This window comes from Mycobacterium sp. 5-140-3-2, from assembly GCF_035666375.1.
Lineage (GTDB): Bacteria > Actinomycetota > Actinomycetes > Mycobacteriales > Mycobacteriaceae > Mycobacterium > Mycobacterium intracellulare.
The window spans coordinates 2,445,033-2,461,132 of the sequence record NZ_CP142025.1; the positions used below are offsets into that span (position 1 = coordinate 2,445,033).

17 protein-coding genes are annotated in these 16,100 nt (G+C 67.2%); 6 read left to right on the top strand and 11 right to left on the bottom strand.

The window, feature by feature from the left end; all coding sequences use genetic code 11:
* Positions 1-27: 27 nt before the first annotated feature.
* From P6281_RS11525 to P6281_RS11560, 8 genes are read right to left on the bottom strand one after another with little or no spacing between them, the layout of a single operon-like run.
* Entirely contained in the window at positions 28-1,287 is a 1,260-nt protein-coding gene (locus P6281_RS11525) for an MlaD family protein (protein WP_202349920.1), read from the bottom strand.
* A complete protein-coding gene (locus P6281_RS11530) occupies positions 1,284-2,525 on the bottom strand; it encodes an MlaD family protein (RefSeq protein WP_324738890.1) in 1,242 nt (413 codons plus the stop codon). The genes P6281_RS11525 and P6281_RS11530 overlap by 4 nt, the downstream gene beginning before the upstream one ends.
* Positions 2,522-3,661 carry an MCE family protein gene (locus P6281_RS11535; protein WP_020822419.1) on the bottom strand — a complete coding sequence of 380 codons (1,140 nt, stop codon included), beginning with the start codon at positions 3,659-3,661 and terminating at the stop codon, positions 2,522-2,524. Before P6281_RS11535 ends, P6281_RS11530 begins: the two co-directional genes overlap by 4 nt.
* Positions 3,658-4,713 carry an MCE family protein gene (locus tag P6281_RS11540; protein WP_036455746.1) on the bottom strand — a complete coding sequence of 352 codons (1,056 nt, stop codon included), beginning with the start codon at positions 4,711-4,713 and terminating at the stop codon, positions 3,658-3,660. Before P6281_RS11540 ends, P6281_RS11535 begins: the two co-directional genes overlap by 4 nt.
* Positions 4,706-5,761: an MlaD family protein gene (locus P6281_RS11545; RefSeq protein WP_009953394.1), complete on the bottom strand. Its 1,056-nt coding sequence runs from the start codon at positions 5,759-5,761 to the stop codon at positions 4,706-4,708. The genes P6281_RS11540 and P6281_RS11545 overlap by 8 nt, the downstream gene beginning before the upstream one ends.
* Complete coding sequence (locus tag P6281_RS11550) at positions 5,758-7,341, bottom strand: MlaD family protein (protein ID WP_324738891.1); 1,584 nt, start codon at positions 7,339-7,341, stop codon at positions 5,758-5,760. Before P6281_RS11550 ends, P6281_RS11545 begins: the two co-directional genes overlap by 4 nt.
* Positions 7,342-7,364: 23 nt before the next feature.
* Positions 7,365-8,228: an ABC transporter permease gene (locus tag P6281_RS11555; RefSeq protein WP_014380031.1), complete on the bottom strand. Its 864-nt coding sequence runs from the start codon at positions 8,226-8,228 to the stop codon at positions 7,365-7,367.
* Between the two features lies 1 nt (position 8,229).
* Complete coding sequence (locus P6281_RS11560; protein WP_008256279.1) at positions 8,230-9,072, bottom strand: MlaE family ABC transporter permease; 843 nt, start codon at positions 9,070-9,072, stop codon at positions 8,230-8,232.
* A gap of 303 nt (positions 9,073-9,375) precedes the next feature.
* Here P6281_RS11560 and P6281_RS11565 point away from each other — a divergent pair, with 303 nt between their 5' ends.
* The 5 genes from P6281_RS11565 (at position 9,376) to P6281_RS11585 (ending at position 13,168) form a co-directional block, all read left to right on the top strand.
* Entirely contained in the window at positions 9,376-9,978 is a 603-nt protein-coding gene (locus P6281_RS11565; RefSeq protein WP_014382447.1) for a TetR family transcriptional regulator, read from the top strand.
* 46 nt (positions 9,979-10,024) lie between these two features.
* On the top strand, positions 10,025-10,306 hold the full coding sequence (locus P6281_RS11570) for a phosphoribosyl-ATP diphosphatase (protein ID WP_009953388.1): 282 nt from the start codon (positions 10,025-10,027) through the stop codon (positions 10,304-10,306).
* Between the two features lie 2 nt (positions 10,307-10,308).
* Entirely contained in the window at positions 10,309-11,163 is an 855-nt protein-coding gene (hisG, locus tag P6281_RS11575) for an ATP phosphoribosyltransferase (RefSeq protein WP_026071591.1), read from the top strand.
* Between the two features lie 119 nt (positions 11,164-11,282).
* Positions 11,283-11,801: a membrane protein gene (locus tag P6281_RS11580; RefSeq protein WP_026071592.1), complete on the top strand. Its 519-nt coding sequence runs from the start codon at positions 11,283-11,285 to the stop codon at positions 11,799-11,801.
* A complete protein-coding gene (locus P6281_RS11585; RefSeq protein ID WP_324738892.1) occupies positions 11,798-13,168 on the top strand; it encodes an FAD-containing oxidoreductase in 1,371 nt (456 codons plus the stop codon). Before P6281_RS11580 ends, P6281_RS11585 begins: the two co-directional genes overlap by 4 nt.
* Before the next feature lie 3 nt (positions 13,169-13,171).
* On the opposite strand, the gene P6281_RS11590 is transcribed toward P6281_RS11585, so the two are convergent.
* Positions 13,172-14,068, bottom strand: a complete 897-nt coding sequence (locus P6281_RS11590) for a RecB family exonuclease (protein ID WP_009953385.1) — start codon at positions 14,066-14,068, stop codon at positions 13,172-13,174.
* Between the two features lie 74 nt (positions 14,069-14,142).
* On the opposite strand from P6281_RS11590, the gene trmI reads away from it, so the two are divergent.
* Positions 14,143-14,988 (top strand): tRNA (adenine(58)-N(1))-methyltransferase TrmI, encoded by an 846-nt coding sequence (trmI, locus tag P6281_RS11595; RefSeq protein ID WP_041784964.1) that lies wholly within the window; start codon positions 14,143-14,145, stop codon positions 14,986-14,988.
* A gap of 25 nt (positions 14,989-15,013) precedes the next feature.
* On the opposite strand, the gene P6281_RS11600 is transcribed toward trmI, so the two are convergent.
* Positions 15,014-15,313 (bottom strand): DUF503 domain-containing protein, encoded by a 300-nt coding sequence (locus P6281_RS11600; RefSeq protein WP_202377301.1) that lies wholly within the window; start codon positions 15,311-15,313, stop codon positions 15,014-15,016.
* 8 nt (positions 15,314-15,321) lie between these two features.
* The gene (locus P6281_RS11605) at positions 15,322-15,933 is read right to left on the bottom strand and encodes a hypothetical protein (RefSeq protein WP_201358444.1); all 612 of its coding nucleotides are present in this window, start codon (positions 15,931-15,933) and stop codon (positions 15,322-15,324) included.
* Positions 15,934-16,100 lie beyond the last annotated feature (167 nt).

A 16,100-nucleotide genomic window follows, 5' to 3' on the forward strand; every position in this document is an offset into this window, starting at 1 on the left:
CTAGGATCGGCGCGGACGGTTCGGGGCCTAGTGCGGCGGTTCGATCGGCAGCTGCGGGCCGCCGTAGGGGGTCGGAATGGTGAAGCGGCCCTTGGGGGTCGGATCGGTCCGGCGGCCCAGGTTGGCCCCCATCGGCGGGCCGGCCGTGTCGTCGCCGCCCGGCCGCGGCGCGTTCTTGGCGCCCCGGATCGAGACGGCGGGGTCGTCGTCGCGGCAGTAGGTGTACATGAAGGGCTCGTAGTAGTCGGCGGCCGACGGCGGGTGCGACGGTGTCCCATAATCGCACACGTAGCGGGGGTACAGGTCGGCGATCGCCCACACCCCGTTGTCGTGGAACGCGCTCGTCACTGCGTCCAACACCGACCCACGGTAGTCCGGGAACAGCGCGTTGAGCGCCGGAACCCGCAGATACAGCAGCTGCGACATGGTGGCCATGCTGCCCAGCAACTGCACCATCGTGTCGGAATTGTCGGCGAACAGATTGTCGACGGCCGACAGGGTGCGCGGCGTCTGCGCAGTCAACCGGCGATAGCCTGCCTGCATCCTGGCCACGCCGGAAAGCGTGCGGTTGAGTTCCGTTGCGGCCGCGCCCAAGCCGGAGTTCTTGTCGCTTGCCAGAGTGAGCACCACCCGGCTGGTCTTGATGATGCTGGTCGTCTGGGGCAGCACCGAGTCGAGCGTGGAGAGCAGGAAGGTGCCGCCGTCGACGATGGCGGTCAGCTTCGCCGGGCCCTCCTTGCTCAGGCTCAGTTCCTTCTTGATCAATTCGATCTTGTGGGGATCGACCTGGGACAGCAGCCCGTCGGCGTCGCCCAGTAACCGCGCCAGGCTGACGGGAACGGTGGTGTGGTCCAGGGCGATACGGCTGCCGTCGTGCAGATACGGTCCGGCGTCGGACGCGGCCTCGAAGTTGATGTACTGCTCGCCGGCCGGCGAGAGCGCCGAGACGTGCACGACGGCGTTCGCGGGGATCCGCACCTTCGAGGTGATGCTGGCGACGGCGTTCACCCCGTCGTCGGTGATCTGCAGCGACTCCACACGGCCGATGCGCACCCCGCGCAGCGCGACATCCTGATTGGGGAGCAGCCCGCCGGATTCCGGCAACTGCACCGTGACCCGGTAGGACGAGGCGAAGGGCTTAACCCGCAACGCGCCCACGAGCAGGTAGGCGGTGGCGACGACGAGGATCAGCACCAATCCGGCCACCGACAACCAAACCTGTTGCCGGTGGCCCCTGCGCACCACCCGGACAACGAAATTCGCGAACGTGGCGATGGTGCGGATCATGGGCGGGGTCCCGGCGGCGGCGGTTCGGGCGGCCCCGGTGGCGGGGCGGGCCCAGGCGGGGGACCGGGGGCGACGTCGATTTGGCCCGGGATGGTCGGGTCCGGAATCACCGGAACCTGTGGCGAATCCGGCCCCCGGCCCACCACGCGCTCCTGCAGGCGCCACAGGGTGTACTTCAGCGTGCCGACGAGCAGGTTCACGTTGTAGTGGTGGGGGCCGTGCAGCCCGATGTCACCGGGGTATCCGATATCGGGAAGCGACCCGAGCAGAATCTTGTCCACGCTGACGTTCACCGAAATCGAGTTCCCCGCAGTCGATTTGATTAACGGGGGGATCAGTCGATTCACCGACAGCCAGCTGGTGTCGGGGCTCACCGCCACATCGTTGGCGGCCCCGGCGACCGTGTTCAGGTCGCGGATCAGGCTGCGGCCGCTGGTGTCGGTTCCGCCAATCGACGGGAACCTGGCCAGCAGCCGGGAGGTGTCGCCCACCTGCACGGCCAGATTGGAGAGCTGGGCGGTGTTGTCGGCCAGGGCCGATGTGGCGGGACGGGCGGCCGACATCAGGTCGCTGATGGTGTGATTCTTGGCGTCGAGTTGGTCGGCCAGGTGCGACAATTGGGTCAATGCGTTCTTGATCTGATCGGACCGCGAATCCAGCGTCCCGAGCAGCTCGTTGGATTTGCGGATCATGTCCCCGAACGCCTGGCCCTGGTCGCCGGTCGCCTTGCCGAAACCGTTGATGATGTTGGTGAAATTGCGGACCGCCCCGCCGTTGACCAGAATCGCCGCCGAGCTCAGCACCGACTCGACCGTCGCGGCGGCCGCCGTGGAATCCAGGCCGATGGTGTCGCCGTTGCGCAGCAGCGGCGCATCCGTTTCACCGGCGGCCGGTGGCTTCAGGGCGACGAACACGTCGCCCAGCGGTGTCGCGGTGCGCAATTCGGCAGTGCTGCCGCGGGGGAGCTGCACGCCGTCCCTGATCCGCAGCCGGGTCAGTGCGGTGTAGTTGCGCGCGATCATCGATTCGAGCTGCCCGACGTCGGCGCCGGCGAGCTTGACCTTGGCGTTCATCGGCAGGTTGAGCGCGTTGGAGAAGACCGCGTTCAGCGAATAGCCGCCCGAACCCAGCCCCGGCGCCGGAAGGGGCAGGCTGGCAAGGCCATTCGTGGCGCATCCGGCGCTCACCATGACCGCGGCCAGCAGCGCCGGCATTGCCCGCCCGCGGGTGGTCATCATTTCTGCCCCATGGCGGCCATACCGTCCAGCACATAGGTCAACCCGAAATCGGGGCCGAAGTCCTGGATGGTCCCGGTGCTGCAGCCCAGTTGCCGAAGACCCATCAGGTTGCAGATCTCCTTGGTGTACTGGCTGTCGAAGATCAAACGGTCGGTGAGGAAGCGGGCCCGCACGGCGCCGTTGGCCCGGTCGATCATGTTGTAGGCGTTGTCGGCCAGCAGCGGGGCCAGATCCAGGAGCTCGGCCAGGTCGCGCCGCTGGTCGGCCACCGTCTTCAGCGTGGTGTTGCCGCTGCCGACGGCCTGCTTGACGTTGTCGCGGTTGGCGTCGAGCAGGTCGCCCGCCCGCTGGATCAGGTGGTCGAGCTTGCGTCCGGTGCTGCCGCTGCCGAGGTCCTCGTCCGCCATGATGTGGCTGACTTGGTGGATGGTGGTTGCGAATTCGCGCAATTTCGTGTCGTTGGCGGCCACGGCGTCGAACAGCGTGCTGATGTTTTTGACGATCGTGGTGATCTGCTCGCGGGTCGTCGTCCCGCCGTCGCTGGACAGGCGCAGCGCCTTGGACAGCTCGCCGAGAGCGGCTTTGATCTTCTCGCCGTTGCCGCTGACCACCGCGGTGCCACCGTTCAGCACGTCGGCGATCGGGCCGCCGCCGTGGCCGTCGCCCTCGAGCGATTTGGTCACCTTATCCAAAACGTTGAGGACGCTGCTGAATTCGACGGGCGTCTTGGTGCGGGGCAACCCGATGGTGTCGTGGTTCTGCAGGGTCGGCCCGTCGTGATAGGGCGGCGTGAGTTCGATCTGTCGGTCGGTGAGGATGGAGGTCGACACCGTCACGGCCTGCGCGTCGGCGGGAATCTTGACGTGGCGGTCGACGGTGAAGTCGACCTCGACATAGCCGCCCTTGGCGTTGATCTTGGTGACCTTGCCCACCGGCATGCCCAGCACCGCGACCACGTTGCCCTCGTAAAGGCCCGAGGCGCTGTCGAATTGGGCGGTCACCGTGATCGTGTCCTCGTCGGAGCGCAGGTACCACCAACCGGCGACGGCCACCACCGCGATGGCCGCCACGGCAGCGACGATGGCCACCACCTTGACGACGAGCGTGGCGCCGGGGTTGTTCGTGCGGTCCTTCACTTGCAGTCCTTGAAGTACTGGATCATGCCGAACTGCTTGGCGCGACCGCTGATCGCGCACATCCACGAGTCGATCAGCGGAACGTTGGGGGCGTTGAAGTTGACCGCGTTGCCCTCGCCCGTGAGGTTGGCCGCCTCGCGGAAGAAGATCGGGCTGATTTGCAGCATGCTGTGCAGCAGGTCGTCGTGCGCGGACATCAAGGCGGTGAAGTCCCGCATATCTTTGATCAGCGCGTCCAGACCCGCCCGGTCGTTGACCACGACCTGACTCATGGTGTCAACGAGACTTGTCAACGACTGCATCATCGCGTGGAAGACGGCGCGCCGCGCGACGAATTGGCCGAGCAGGTCTTGGCCCTGGTTGATCAGATTGCCGATGCCGGCCTGCTGGCGGCGCAGGGTGTTCGTCACCTGCTCGGTGCTGCGCAGTAGCTGGCCCAGCTGGTCACGGCGCACCGCGATGATCGACGACAGCGTGTTGATGTTCGTGATCGCCTGCGGCACAACCGCGGGCAGGCCCTCGAGCTGCTTGCCCAGCACCGCCAGCGATTGGGCGAACCTGTCGGAGTCGACCTGCTCGAACGTCGTGGTCGCGTCCTGCAGTGCGGCTTGCAGGTCGTAGGGCACCTCGGTGTGAGCCAGGTCGAAGGTGTTGTGGGGCAGGTGCGCCGGGCCGCTGGGTTCCAGCGCGAGGTACCGCGACCCCAGGATGGTGGTGACCTTGATCCGGGCGCGGGAGTCCTTGCCCAGCGCGATGTTGTCCCGAACCTTCAGCCCGGCCTCGACGTGGTCGCCGACGAGTTTCATGCTCGTGACGTTGCCCACCGGGATGCCCGCGACCACGATCGGATTGCCGGCCCGCAGCGAGGCGGCTTGCAGGAACTCCGCGGTGTAGTGGCGATAGCCGGCGCCGATGGCGTGCACCAGCAGCATGACGCCGATCACCACCGCCACCACCGCGACCGCGATGAATCCGAGCCACGTCTTGTTGTAGCTTTCCAGCGGGCGTCGCTTCATCCCCGAAAGCCGTTGCCGCACAGTCTTGTCAGCCATCGACGGTGCTCCTGCATCTCGGGGTGTGCCACGCCCTGTTTCCCGGCGTGGCGGCGTTGATGATGATCGGCACGACATCGTTGAGGCCGGGGAAGAACCCCAGGAAGTTCACGTCACACACGTAGGCGTTGCCGTAGGCGCCCTGATTGCCGACCCGGACAAGTCCTTTCAGCAGCAGCGGGATGTTGTCGCCGAAGAACGCCACCTGCGGCTCGACGTCCATGATGTGCCGGGCCACGCCGGGCTTGCGATCGATGAATTCGCGCAGCGCCGGATAGACGTCGGACGCCGAGGTCGACAGGCGGCCGGTCACCCGCGCCAGCGAGCCCACGGAGGCGACCAGGTCGGGGCGCCGCCGGTCGAGCTCGCCGACGACGCTGCGGGTCTCGGTGATGACGCCGTCGAGATCGTCGTTCTGCGCCGCGAGGTTGCCCACCACCTTGTTGAGGTTGGTGATCACGCTGCCCAGCGCCTGATCCCGGCCCGCGAATGTCTCTGTGAGCGTGGACGTCTGGCCGACCAGCGTGGCCAGCGACGAGGTGTCGCCCTGAAGCGACTGAATGATGCCCTTGGTGAGGTTGTCGGCGTCGTGCGGGTTCAGCAGGCTGAACAACGGCTCGTAGCCGTTGAGCAACGTGGTGACGTCGAACGACGGCTCGGTGCGTTCCACCGGTATGGTGCTGCCCGGCGCGAGCAGCTCCGGACTCCCTTCCTTGCCCAACGACAGTCCGAGGTAACGCTGGCCGACGATGTTCTGGTAGGTCACCGACGCCAGGGTGTTTCCGAACAGCCGCTGTTCTTGCTGCACGACGAACGAGACCTTCGCCAATTTCCCGTCGAGCTCGACCTTTTCGACACGGCCGACGCGCACCCCGGCCATGCGGACGTCGTCGCCCTCGCGCAGCCCGTACACGTCGGTGAACACCGCCGAATACCGTGCGGTGTCGCCGGCCACGTCACGGCGCAGGCTCACATACACCAGCCAGGTCAGCGTCAACGAGACGACCATGAACAGCGCCAGCGCGATGAGTGGACCGCGAAACTTCATGGGGCCTCCCCGGCCGGACGGCCCAGCGACACCGTGCTGCCACGGGCGACCGGTCCGAGCAGCAGCTCGGTGGCCGGCGAGGCGGGCGTTCCGGTGATCACGCCCAACATGTTTCGTTCGTACTGGCTCCCGACGGGCCCCACGTTCCCCCCGAATCGAGAGCCCCCGAAGGCGGACTGCGGAATCCACGGCGCCTTGGGCGCCACCGGGGCGACCCACGGCTGGTGCGGCTGCGGAGTCGCCGGCGCCCCCGGCGACGGGTTGTCGGGATTCGCGCTCCCTGGCACGGGCGGCGACGGCGTGATCCCCGGGGCCAGCGGGGGATTGGGATCGGTCAGATTGGGAGTCGGGTTGATCAGCGGCGGGCCCACCGCGACAAGGTTTCCGTCCGGCCCGATCACCGTGCCCGGCGGGGGCGCCAGATCCTTGGGCGGATGATAGTTCTGCGGCAGCAGCACCTCGGGCAGGTCGGGGCGCACCGGAATCAGCGGCGCCGTAAAGCAGCTGGGCCCCTTGAGTTCGCCGTAGTGCGGACAGTCGGCGCGTGTGTAGGTGGAACTGGGCGTGAACGTCAGCATCGCGTGCATGTTGCCCAGGTTCTTCTCCGGGTTCCAGACCTGCTCCATGAACTGGTTGGCCAGGTTGTCCAGCTTGGTCACGGCGGGAACGAAGTTGTTCGACTTTTGCGCCAGCACGCCGAGCACCGGCGTGAAATCGGTGGTGATCCGGATGAGTTGGTCGATGTGGTTGTCGAACGACTGGCGCGTCGTGCCGACCGTGTAGTCCGCACCCGACACCAGCGAGGCCAGCTGCTCGCGCGTCTCGGCGAAGGTCCGCATCGGTTCGACGGCCTGATGCAATGCGTCGAGAAGATCGGGGGCGGTCTGCGCGAGCCCCGTCGTCGCATCCAGCAGGGCGGACACCGTCGACGGGCCGGTATCGGTGCTGACAATCGAATTGAGCTGGTCGAGAAGGCGATTCAATTGCGCGCCGGCATTGAGCAGGCTGACGCGACGGTGGTCGGTGGCCGCGCCCAGGGCGGCCAAGATCCCCACCGACCTGTCGTCGCGGCCGCGCCCCGCGGCGGCCAGCAGGTCGCGCAACTTGCTGACGGTGGTTTGGAACAGCACGGTCGGCAACTGCTTGTCCTCCGGAATATGTGCGCCCTGGCGGATTTTCGCCCCCGGGCCCTTTTGGTTTGAGGAGCCCACCAACTGCACCGACGACACCGCGAACACATTGCTGGGCACCACGCGTGCGGTCACGGCGGCCGGAATCGCCTGGGCGTATTCGGGTTTGAGGTCGATGTGGACATAGTTGGGTTCGCCGTGTGCCGCCGGGACGACGTCGTTGACCATCCCGACAAGCACGCCGTGGTATTTGACGTCCGACTTCTGCGGAAGGCCATCGCCCACGTTGATCAGATCGGCAACCACCCTTACGTAATCGTTCAGCCTGCCGGTGGATTTGACCAACATCATGGCCGTGACCAGGGCGCTGACCACCACCACGGCGATGCCGACGCCGAACAGCTGGCGCTCGGACGGGCCGCGTCCGTCCAGCTCAAGGGAATTGGGCATCTTCCACCGACCTCGCCACGGGCCTACCCGCCGAACCTTGCGCCGGAGTCCACACCCCACAGCGCCATGGTGAGCAGCATGTTCACGATGATCACGACCGTGATGCTGGCCCGCATGCCGTGCCCCGCGGCGACCCCGACGCCTTCGGGTCCGCCGCTGGCGTAATAGCCGTAGTAGCACTGGATGGTGGAGGCGATCCACACGAAGATGACGGCCTTGATCAACGAATAGACGATGTCCTGGCCGGCCAGCATCAGCGTGAAGTAGTGCAGGTAGGACCCGGTCGAACCGCCGCTGCCGATGCCCACCACGACTTGCGTGCTCAGGTAGCCGATCGCCAGGCAGGCGGCGTAGAGCGGAATGATCGCCACCACCGAGGCGATGAGCCGGGTGGTCACCAGGTAGGGAATGGGGCGGATCGCGATCGACTCCAACGCGTCGATCTCCTCGGCGATGCGCATGGATCCCAGTTGGGCGGTGAAGCGGCAGCCGCCCTGCATGGCGAAGGCGAGCGACGCCATCAGCGGAGCCAGCTCGCGCGTGTTGACCAACGACGAGACGAACCCGGTGGCGGGCCCCAGACCGAGCAGGTCCAAGAAGTTATACCCCTCGATCCCGACGAGTGCGCCGACCGTCATGCCCAGCACCACCGCCACGCCCGCGGTGCCGCCGCCGACCACGATCGAGCCGTTGCCCCAGGTGATGTTCGACAGCAGCCGCAAGAATTCGCCGCTGTACTGGCGCACGGCGAGCGGCACGGCGACCGCCGCCCGGACGAAGAAGACCAGCAGATGGCCGAGCCGGATGATCGGCACTTTGCCCCTGCGGTAGAGCCGGACCAGCGGTGTCGAAATCGGTGCGAAAGGCACATACGCCGAGGCCGTCACGTCAGAGCCCCGTCCTGGGCGACAGCATGATGTAGAGCTGGCTGATGGCGACGTTGACGATCATCAGCAGCAGGATCGCCTCGACGACGGCGGCGTTCACCGAGTTCGCGACGCCCGTCGGTCCGCCCTTGGTGGACAACCCTTTTTGGCTTGACACGATGGCCACGATGGCGCCGAACACGATCGCCTTCAGCAGCGCCAGGACCATGTCACCGGTCGTCGCGAACGACGCGAACGTCGACACGAAGCTGCCCGGCGCGCCGTTCTGGAAGTACACGTTGAACATGTAGCTCGCGAAAAATCCGGCGAAGCACACGACGCCGGTCAGCGCCACACCGATCATCACCGCGGCTGCGAAGCGGGGGACGACCAGGCGCCGGATCACCGAGACCCCCATCACCTCCATCGCGTCGGTTTCCTCGCGCATGGTGCGCGAACCCAGATCGGCGGTGATCGCCGACCCGACCGCCGACGCCATGAGCACCGCCGCCACCAACGACGCGCCCTGGCGGATGACGGCGAGTCCGCTGGCCGCGCCGGCCAGCGAGGTGGCGCCGACCTGGCCGGCCAGCAGTGCGAACTGGATGGACAGGGTGACGCTGATCGGCAGCGAGACCAGGATCGTCGGCAGCACGGCGGTGCCGGCCATGAATGCGCCCTGCCGGACGAATTCGTGCCATTGGAACCGCCCGGTGATCAGGTCGACGAAGAAATATTGAACGGTGCGCACACCCAGGACGAACTGTTCGCCCACGGTCGTCAGGGAGGCGACCGGATGACGTTTGACGTATCCGACGGACCAGTCCCGGATGGCGACAACGCCGTCAAGCTGTGCCGTCGTCATAGCGGCGCGACCTGCGGTCGGCCTAGCAAACCCATGGCATAGGTCATCGCGTACCAGCTACCGCTGTCATCGGCCCTCTTCCCACCCCTAAGTCCTGAGTGCCGAGCAGAGGCCGTTGGGCGGCCGTTGGACGCTAACTTTATTAAAATAGTGTCAACAAGCGCCCAGTCTCTGCAGTTCATCGGTGTGTGCTGCATCACACTAGCCTATTTGATAGGGACTTTCAATAGTGTAGAGTCCCTCATCTGAGTTCGTCGCTGGACGCACGCGGGGTTGTTTTGTCGGATTGACGAAGGTGATGGCATGCCCTCAGCAAACACCGGTTCGTTGCGGGACCGACGCCGTGCTGAGCTGCTGTCCCAGATCCAGCAGACCGCGCACCAGCTCTTCGCCGAACGGGGATTCGAGGCGGTGACGACCGAGGACATCGCGTCGGCCGCCGGGATCTCCATCAGCACCTATTTTCGGTACGCGCCCACAAAGGAGGGCCTGCTGGTCGACCCCGTCCGGGATGCGGCCGCCGAGATCGTGGGTTCCTACAGTGCGAGACCGCAACACGAGTCGCCCGTAGAGGCGCTGATCCAACTGTTCGTCACGCACGCCAGGGACGTCAGCGACGTTGACAACCTGGACACCTGGCGCCTCGCCGTGGCCACCGCGCCGCACCTGTTGAGTAAATCCGTGCTGATCAGCGAAACCGACCACGGCAACCTGATCCAGCAGGTCGCTCACCGGATGGGTGTCGATGCGATGGCCGACATTCGACCCGCGTTGTTGGTCCACACCAGTTTGGCCACAGTCCAATTCGTCCTCGACGGATGGCTGACCTCCGATGTCGGCGAAAGTCCGCCTTTTCACGAGCAATTGGAGCAAGCGCTGCGGCTCACCCTCGCCGGATTCGACTGAACCAGGCAGTGTTGAACGAAACCGCCGTGACTTTGCCGACCGCCGCGTGAAACAATCGCTGGCCGTGAAGACCTTCGAGGATCTGTTCGCCGAACTGGGCGAGCGTGCCCGCACCCGGCCGGCCGGCAGCGCGACGGTCGCCGCGCTCGACGGCGGCATCCACGGGCTGGGCAAGAAGATCCTCGAGGAAGCCGGCGAGGTGTGGCTGGCCGCCGAACACGAACCCGACGACGCGCTGGCCGAGGAGATCAGCCAGTTGCTCTACTGGACACAGGTGCTGATGGTCGCCCGCGGGCTGTCCCTCGACGACGTGTATCGGAAGCTGTGACCATGCTGCGGGTTGCGGTTCCCAACAAGGGCACGCTGAGCGAGCCGGCCACCGAGATCTTGGCGGAGGCCGGTTACCGTCGCCGTACCGACTCCAAGGATCTGACCGTCATCGACCCGGCCAATCAGGTGGAGTTCTTCTTCCTGCGGCCCAAAGACATTGCCATCTATGTGGGTTCGGGGGAGCTGGATTTCGGCATCACCGGGCGCGACCTGGTGGGCGATTCAGACGCCCCGGTGCGGGAACGATTGGCGCTGGGATTCGGTTCGTCGAGCTTCCGCTACGCCGCCCCGGCCGGGCGGGACTGGAAGATCGCCGATCTGGCCGGCAAGCGGGTCGCTACGGCGTATCCCAACCTGGTCCGAAAAGACTTGGCGGGCCGCGGCATTGAGGCGACCGTCATCAGACTCGACGGCGCGGTGGAGATTTCGGTGCAACTCGGCGTCGCCGACGCCATCGCCGACGTGGTCGGGTCCGGTCGCACCCTGAGCCTGCACAACCTGGTGGCCTTCGGTGATCCGCTGTGCGATTCGGAAGCCGTGCTGATTGAGAGCGACCAGGCCAGCCGCTCCGGGACGCAGGCCGCGCGCGATCAGCTGGTGGCGCGCATCCAGGGTGTGGTGTTCGGCCAGCAGTATCTGATGCTCGATTACGACTGCCCCCGCTCGGTGGTGGACAAGGCCACCGCGATCACGCCGGGGCTGGAGTCGCCCACGATTGCGCCCCTGGCCGATCCGGATTGGGTTGCCATCCGGGCGCTCGTCCCGCGCCGGGGAGTGAACGAAATCATGGATGAGCTGGCCGCCATCGGCGCCAAGGCGATCCTGGCGTCCGATATCAGGTTTTGCCGGTTCTGATTGCACACGCGGTGCGATCGCCGCGGCTGTGTTAGCGTCCGCCTCGGGGGACTGCCCGGGTTGGCGTATGGGCCGTCCCTGAAAAGGTCGCCGGCTGTTTCGTCCTCCAGGAGGTCTTCGTGACTCACGCGCTTGTTGTGTTGCTGGCTTTGTTGATTGGTGTCGTTGCCGGGTTGCGTTCGCTGACGGCGCCCGCGGTGGTCGCCTGGGCCGCCGCCCCCGCCCTCCTGGGGTGGATCGACCTGCACGGCACGTGGGCGTCCTGGATGGCCAGCATCGTCGCGGTGGTCGTCTTCACGGTCCTCGCCGTCGGCGAATTGATCAACGACAAGCTGCCCAAGACCCCGCCGCGCACGGCGGCACCGATCTTCGCGGGCCGCATCGTGATGGGTGGCCTCGCGGGCGCGGCGCTGGGCGCCTGGCCGCACTGGACCTTTACCGCGCTCGGCGCCGGCGTCATCGGCGCGGTGCTGGGCACGCTCGGCGGTTACCAGGCGCGCAAGCGGCTGGCCGCCGCGGCGGGCCGGGACCTGCCCATCGCGCTGCTCGAGGACGCGGTCGCGATCGTCGGGGGACTCGTCATCGTGGCCGTGACGGGCCACGTGCTGACGGAGTACCTGCTGACGGCGGTTAAGTGACAGAACATTTCGACGCGATCATCGTCGGTGCGGGCCAGGCGGGCCCGCCGTTGGCGGGGCGGCTGACGGCAGCCGGGCAGCGCGTCGCGATCGTCGAACGCAAACTGATCGGCGGCACGTGCGTCAACACCGGGTGCATCCCGACCAAGACGCTGGTGGCCTCCGCGCATGCCGCGCACCTGGCGCGCCGCGGCGCCGACTACGGCGTCGGCACCGGCGAGATCAGCGTGGACATGGCGAAAGTCAAGGCCCGCAAGGACGAGATCATGCTCGACGACCGCAAGGGTGTCGAAGACTGGCTCGAGGGCATGGACGGCTGCACCGTCGTCCGCGGGCACGCGGTATTCACCGATCCGCACACCGTGCGGGTCGGTGACGACGTGCTGCACGCCGACCGCATCTTCCTCAACGTCGGCGGCCGCGCCGTGGTGCCCGACATTCCGGGCCTGGACGAGGTCGACTTCCTCACCAACGCGTCGATCCTCGAACTCGATGAACTGCCAACACATCTCGTCATCGTGGGAGGCAGCTACATCGCGCTGGAGTTCGCGCAGATGTACCGGCGCTTCGGGGCGCGGGTGACGGTGGTGGAGCGGGGTCCGCGGCTGGCGTCGCGCGAAGACGAGGATGTCTCGGCCACCATCGAAGAAATCCTGCAAGCCGAGGACATCGACATCGTCGTCGACGCCGACGACGTGCGGGTCACCAAGACTGACAACGGATTTGAACTCATCCCGCGCGATGGCGCCACGCCCATCCGCGGGAGTCATCTGCTGCTGGCGGCGGGCCGGCGCCCCAGCACCGACGACCTGGGCCTGCAGGCCGCCGGTGTGCGGACCGACGCCCGCGGCTATATCGTCGTCGACGATCAGCTCAAGACCAGCGTCGAGCACATCTGGGCGATGGGCGACTGTAACGGCAAGGGCGCGTTCACCCACACCTCGTACAACGACTTCGAGATCGTCGCCGCCAACCTGCTCGACGGCGACCCGCGGCGGGTGAGCGACCGCATCACCACCTACGCGCTCTACATCGATCCGCCGCTGGGGCGCGCCGGCCTGACCGTCGAGCAGGTCCGCGCGTCGGGGCGCAAGGCGCTCGTCGGAAAGCGGCCGATGACCAGAGTCGGCCGTGCGGTGGAAAAGGGTGAGACACAAGGCTTCATGAAAGTCGTGGTCGACGCCGAAACCAAGGAGATCCTTGGCGCCGCCGTCTTCGGGGTCGGCGGCGACGAGGCCATTCACTGCATCCTGGACGTCATGTCGGCCAACGCGCCGTACACCACGCTCTCCCGCACCATGCACATCCATCCCACGGTCAGCGAGCTCATTCCGACGGTGCTGCAGGAGTTGTCGCCGCTGGACTAGGCGCTACGCCGCCGGCTCGCTCGAGCGCGAATCGCTTTGCGGGTCAAACGATTCCGGCCAGCCCGGGTAGGGCGGCGGTGTCCCACCGAAAAGCGGGCAGTGCTGCTGGTGGGGGCACCAGTCGCACAATCGCGACTGGGTGGGACGGAAATCGCCCGTCTGGCCGGCGGATTGGATGGCGCGCCAGATCGCGATCAGGGTCTTCTCGAAGCGCAGCAGCTCGTCGTGATCCGGCGAATAGTCCAGGACCTGACCGTCGGCCAGGTAGATCAGCCGCAGCCGGGTGGGCGGCACGCCGCGCGAACGCAACAGGGCCACCGCGTAGAACTTCATTTGGAACATGGCCTTGAACTCGGCCAGGGCCCGCGCTTCCGGTGGCGCCTTGCCGGTCTTGTAGTCGACCACCCGGAGCTCTCCGGTGGCGGCGACGTCGATGCGGTCGATGAATCCGCGCAGCAGCGTGCCGTCGGCGAGTTCGACCTCCACGCGTTCTTCGCAGCATTGCGGGTCGAAACGCGTCGGGTCCTCGAGGCGGTAGTAGCCGGCGAGCAACGCCTGGGCCTCGGCCAGCAGCTGGGAGCGCTGTGCCGGGTCCAATCCCGCAGTCATCTCCGGCGTCGCGGCCATCACCTGCTCCCAGGCGGGCTGCACCAGCGACAGGGCGGTGTCGGGGCCGCGCTGCGCGGCGGGCAGCTCGTAAAGCTGCTGCAGGGCGGCGTGAACCAGGGACCCGCGCAGCTGCGCCGGCGACGGGGCCTCGGGCAGGCGGTCGATGGCCCGGAAGCGGTACAGCAGTGGGCATTGCTTGAAGTCCGCCGCCCGCGACGGTGACAGCGCCGGGCGGGACACCTGCCTCGCCGGGCCCGTCACCGACTGCGGAGCCTCCGGCTGGACGATCATGTCGAAAGCCTATGACCGGGCTCCGACAACCCCCAAGCACCCGTGCGGGCGAGTCGGCTGGCACGCTAGACCGCGTGTCCGTAACCGGCCCGTTCACCGTGGGCGAGCGTGTGCAGCTCACCGACGCCAAGGGCCGGCATTACACGATGGTGCTCGCCGAGGGCGCCGAGTTCCACACCCATCGCGGGTCGATCCCACACGACGCGGTCATCGGGCTCGAGCAGGGCAGCGTGATCAAGTCCAGTAACGGCGCCGCGTACCTGGTGCTGCGGCCGCTGTTGATCGACTACGTGATGTCGATGCCCCGCGGCCCGCAGGTGATCTATCCGAAGGACGCGGCTCAGATCGTTCACGAGGGCGACATCTTCCCCGGCGCCCGGGTGCTCGAGGCCGGGGCCGGTTCGGGCGCGCTGACCTGTTCGCTGCTGCGCGCCGTGGGGCCCGGCGGGCGGGTGGTCTCCTACGAGCAGCGCGCCGACCATGCCGAGCACGCCCAACGCAATGTGTCGGTGTTCGCCGGCGGCGAGGCGCCGGACAACTGGGAATTGATCGTCAGCGATGTGGCCGACTCCGAGCTGCCGGACGGATCCTTCGATCGCGCCGTGCTCGACATGCTCGCGCCGTGGGAGGTGCTGGAGTCGGTCGCGCGGCTGCTCATCCCCGGCGGCGTGCTGATGATCTATGTGGCCACCGTCACCCAACTGTCGCGCGCCGTCGAGGCGCTGCGGGCGCAGCAGTGCTGGACCGAGCCGCGGTCGTGGGAGACGTTGCAACGCGGGTGGAATGTCGTCGGGCTCGCGGTGCGCCCGCAGCATTCGATGCGCGGGCACACGGCGTTCCTGATCTTCACGCGACGGCTCGCCCCCGGGGTGGTTGCGCCCGCGCCGCTGGGCCGCAAGCGCGAAGGCCGCGACGGTTAGTGGCGATCGCAGCGGTCGCCGTCGACTAGGCCAGATCTTCGGGGCGCACCAGCGAGCGTCGCGCCGACAGCAGCTCGAACTCGGGATGCGCGGCCACCAGCCGCTCGGCCGCGTCCAGCACGTCGACCGCGTGGCCGCGGTCACCCGAAACCAGGGCGACCCCGATGCCGGCCCGTCGATACAACTCGTGCGAACCCGTCTCGGCCGCCGAGACGCTGAACTTGCGCTGCAGTTCGGCGACGACGGGACGGACGACCGATCGCTTCTGTTTGAGCGAGCGAACGTCGCCCAGCAACACGTCGAACTCGAGCCAGCCGATCCACATCCGGCGCGTCAGCCCGGCGGGTTTTGGGACGGACCGGGTTCGGGAGCCGGCGGTGGCGGCGGCGGTGCGGGTTCGGGCGGGCTCGCGGGGGCCCCGGAGGACGGGGCCGCCGGCGACTTGCCCAGGGCCAACAGCGTTTCGGCGGTGTGCCGGGAAAGCTGCCAACCGCCTTGGAAGGGAGCGAATTCCATCGGGAAGGTGAAGTTCGCGTTGTCGGCCTGGGCGGTGTGGACGGCGACGCTGGCCTTCACATTGGACGGGTTCTTGTCCGACCACGCGATGTCGTTCGCGGCGAACGTCATCGGCAGGTAGCCGTTGTCCCGCAACGCGTTGGTGAACTTGTCCAACGTGGCCGCGCTCTCCGGGGTGGCGCCCTCCACCAGACTCACCTTGGCGTCGCCGGGGACGTTCGGATCGGCCAGGCGGGCCAGGACATCGGTGAGGGCTTCGGGCGGTGGCAGGGGAGCCGTGACGGGCGCAGCAACTTGGCTGGACGTGGCCGGCGGCAGCGACGAGACGGTCGATGACTCGCTTGCGGGGTGCTTCGACGAACACGCGGCGAGACCGACCACCGCCAGGGCTGTGGCGGTGCTGAGCGCTACGGACAGTGGTCGATGCATCCAGTGTGTCGGCCGGCTAAACGGCTCTGGCCGCTTCGGGTTGGAGCGATGTCGCTAAGGTCGGGCCGATGGGTGCAACTGAAGTCACACCGGCGGTGACTGCGACGCGAGCCGAGCCGGTGGCGAGGCTTTTTGCGGTCACTGTGCCACCTCCCGAAACCGTTTCG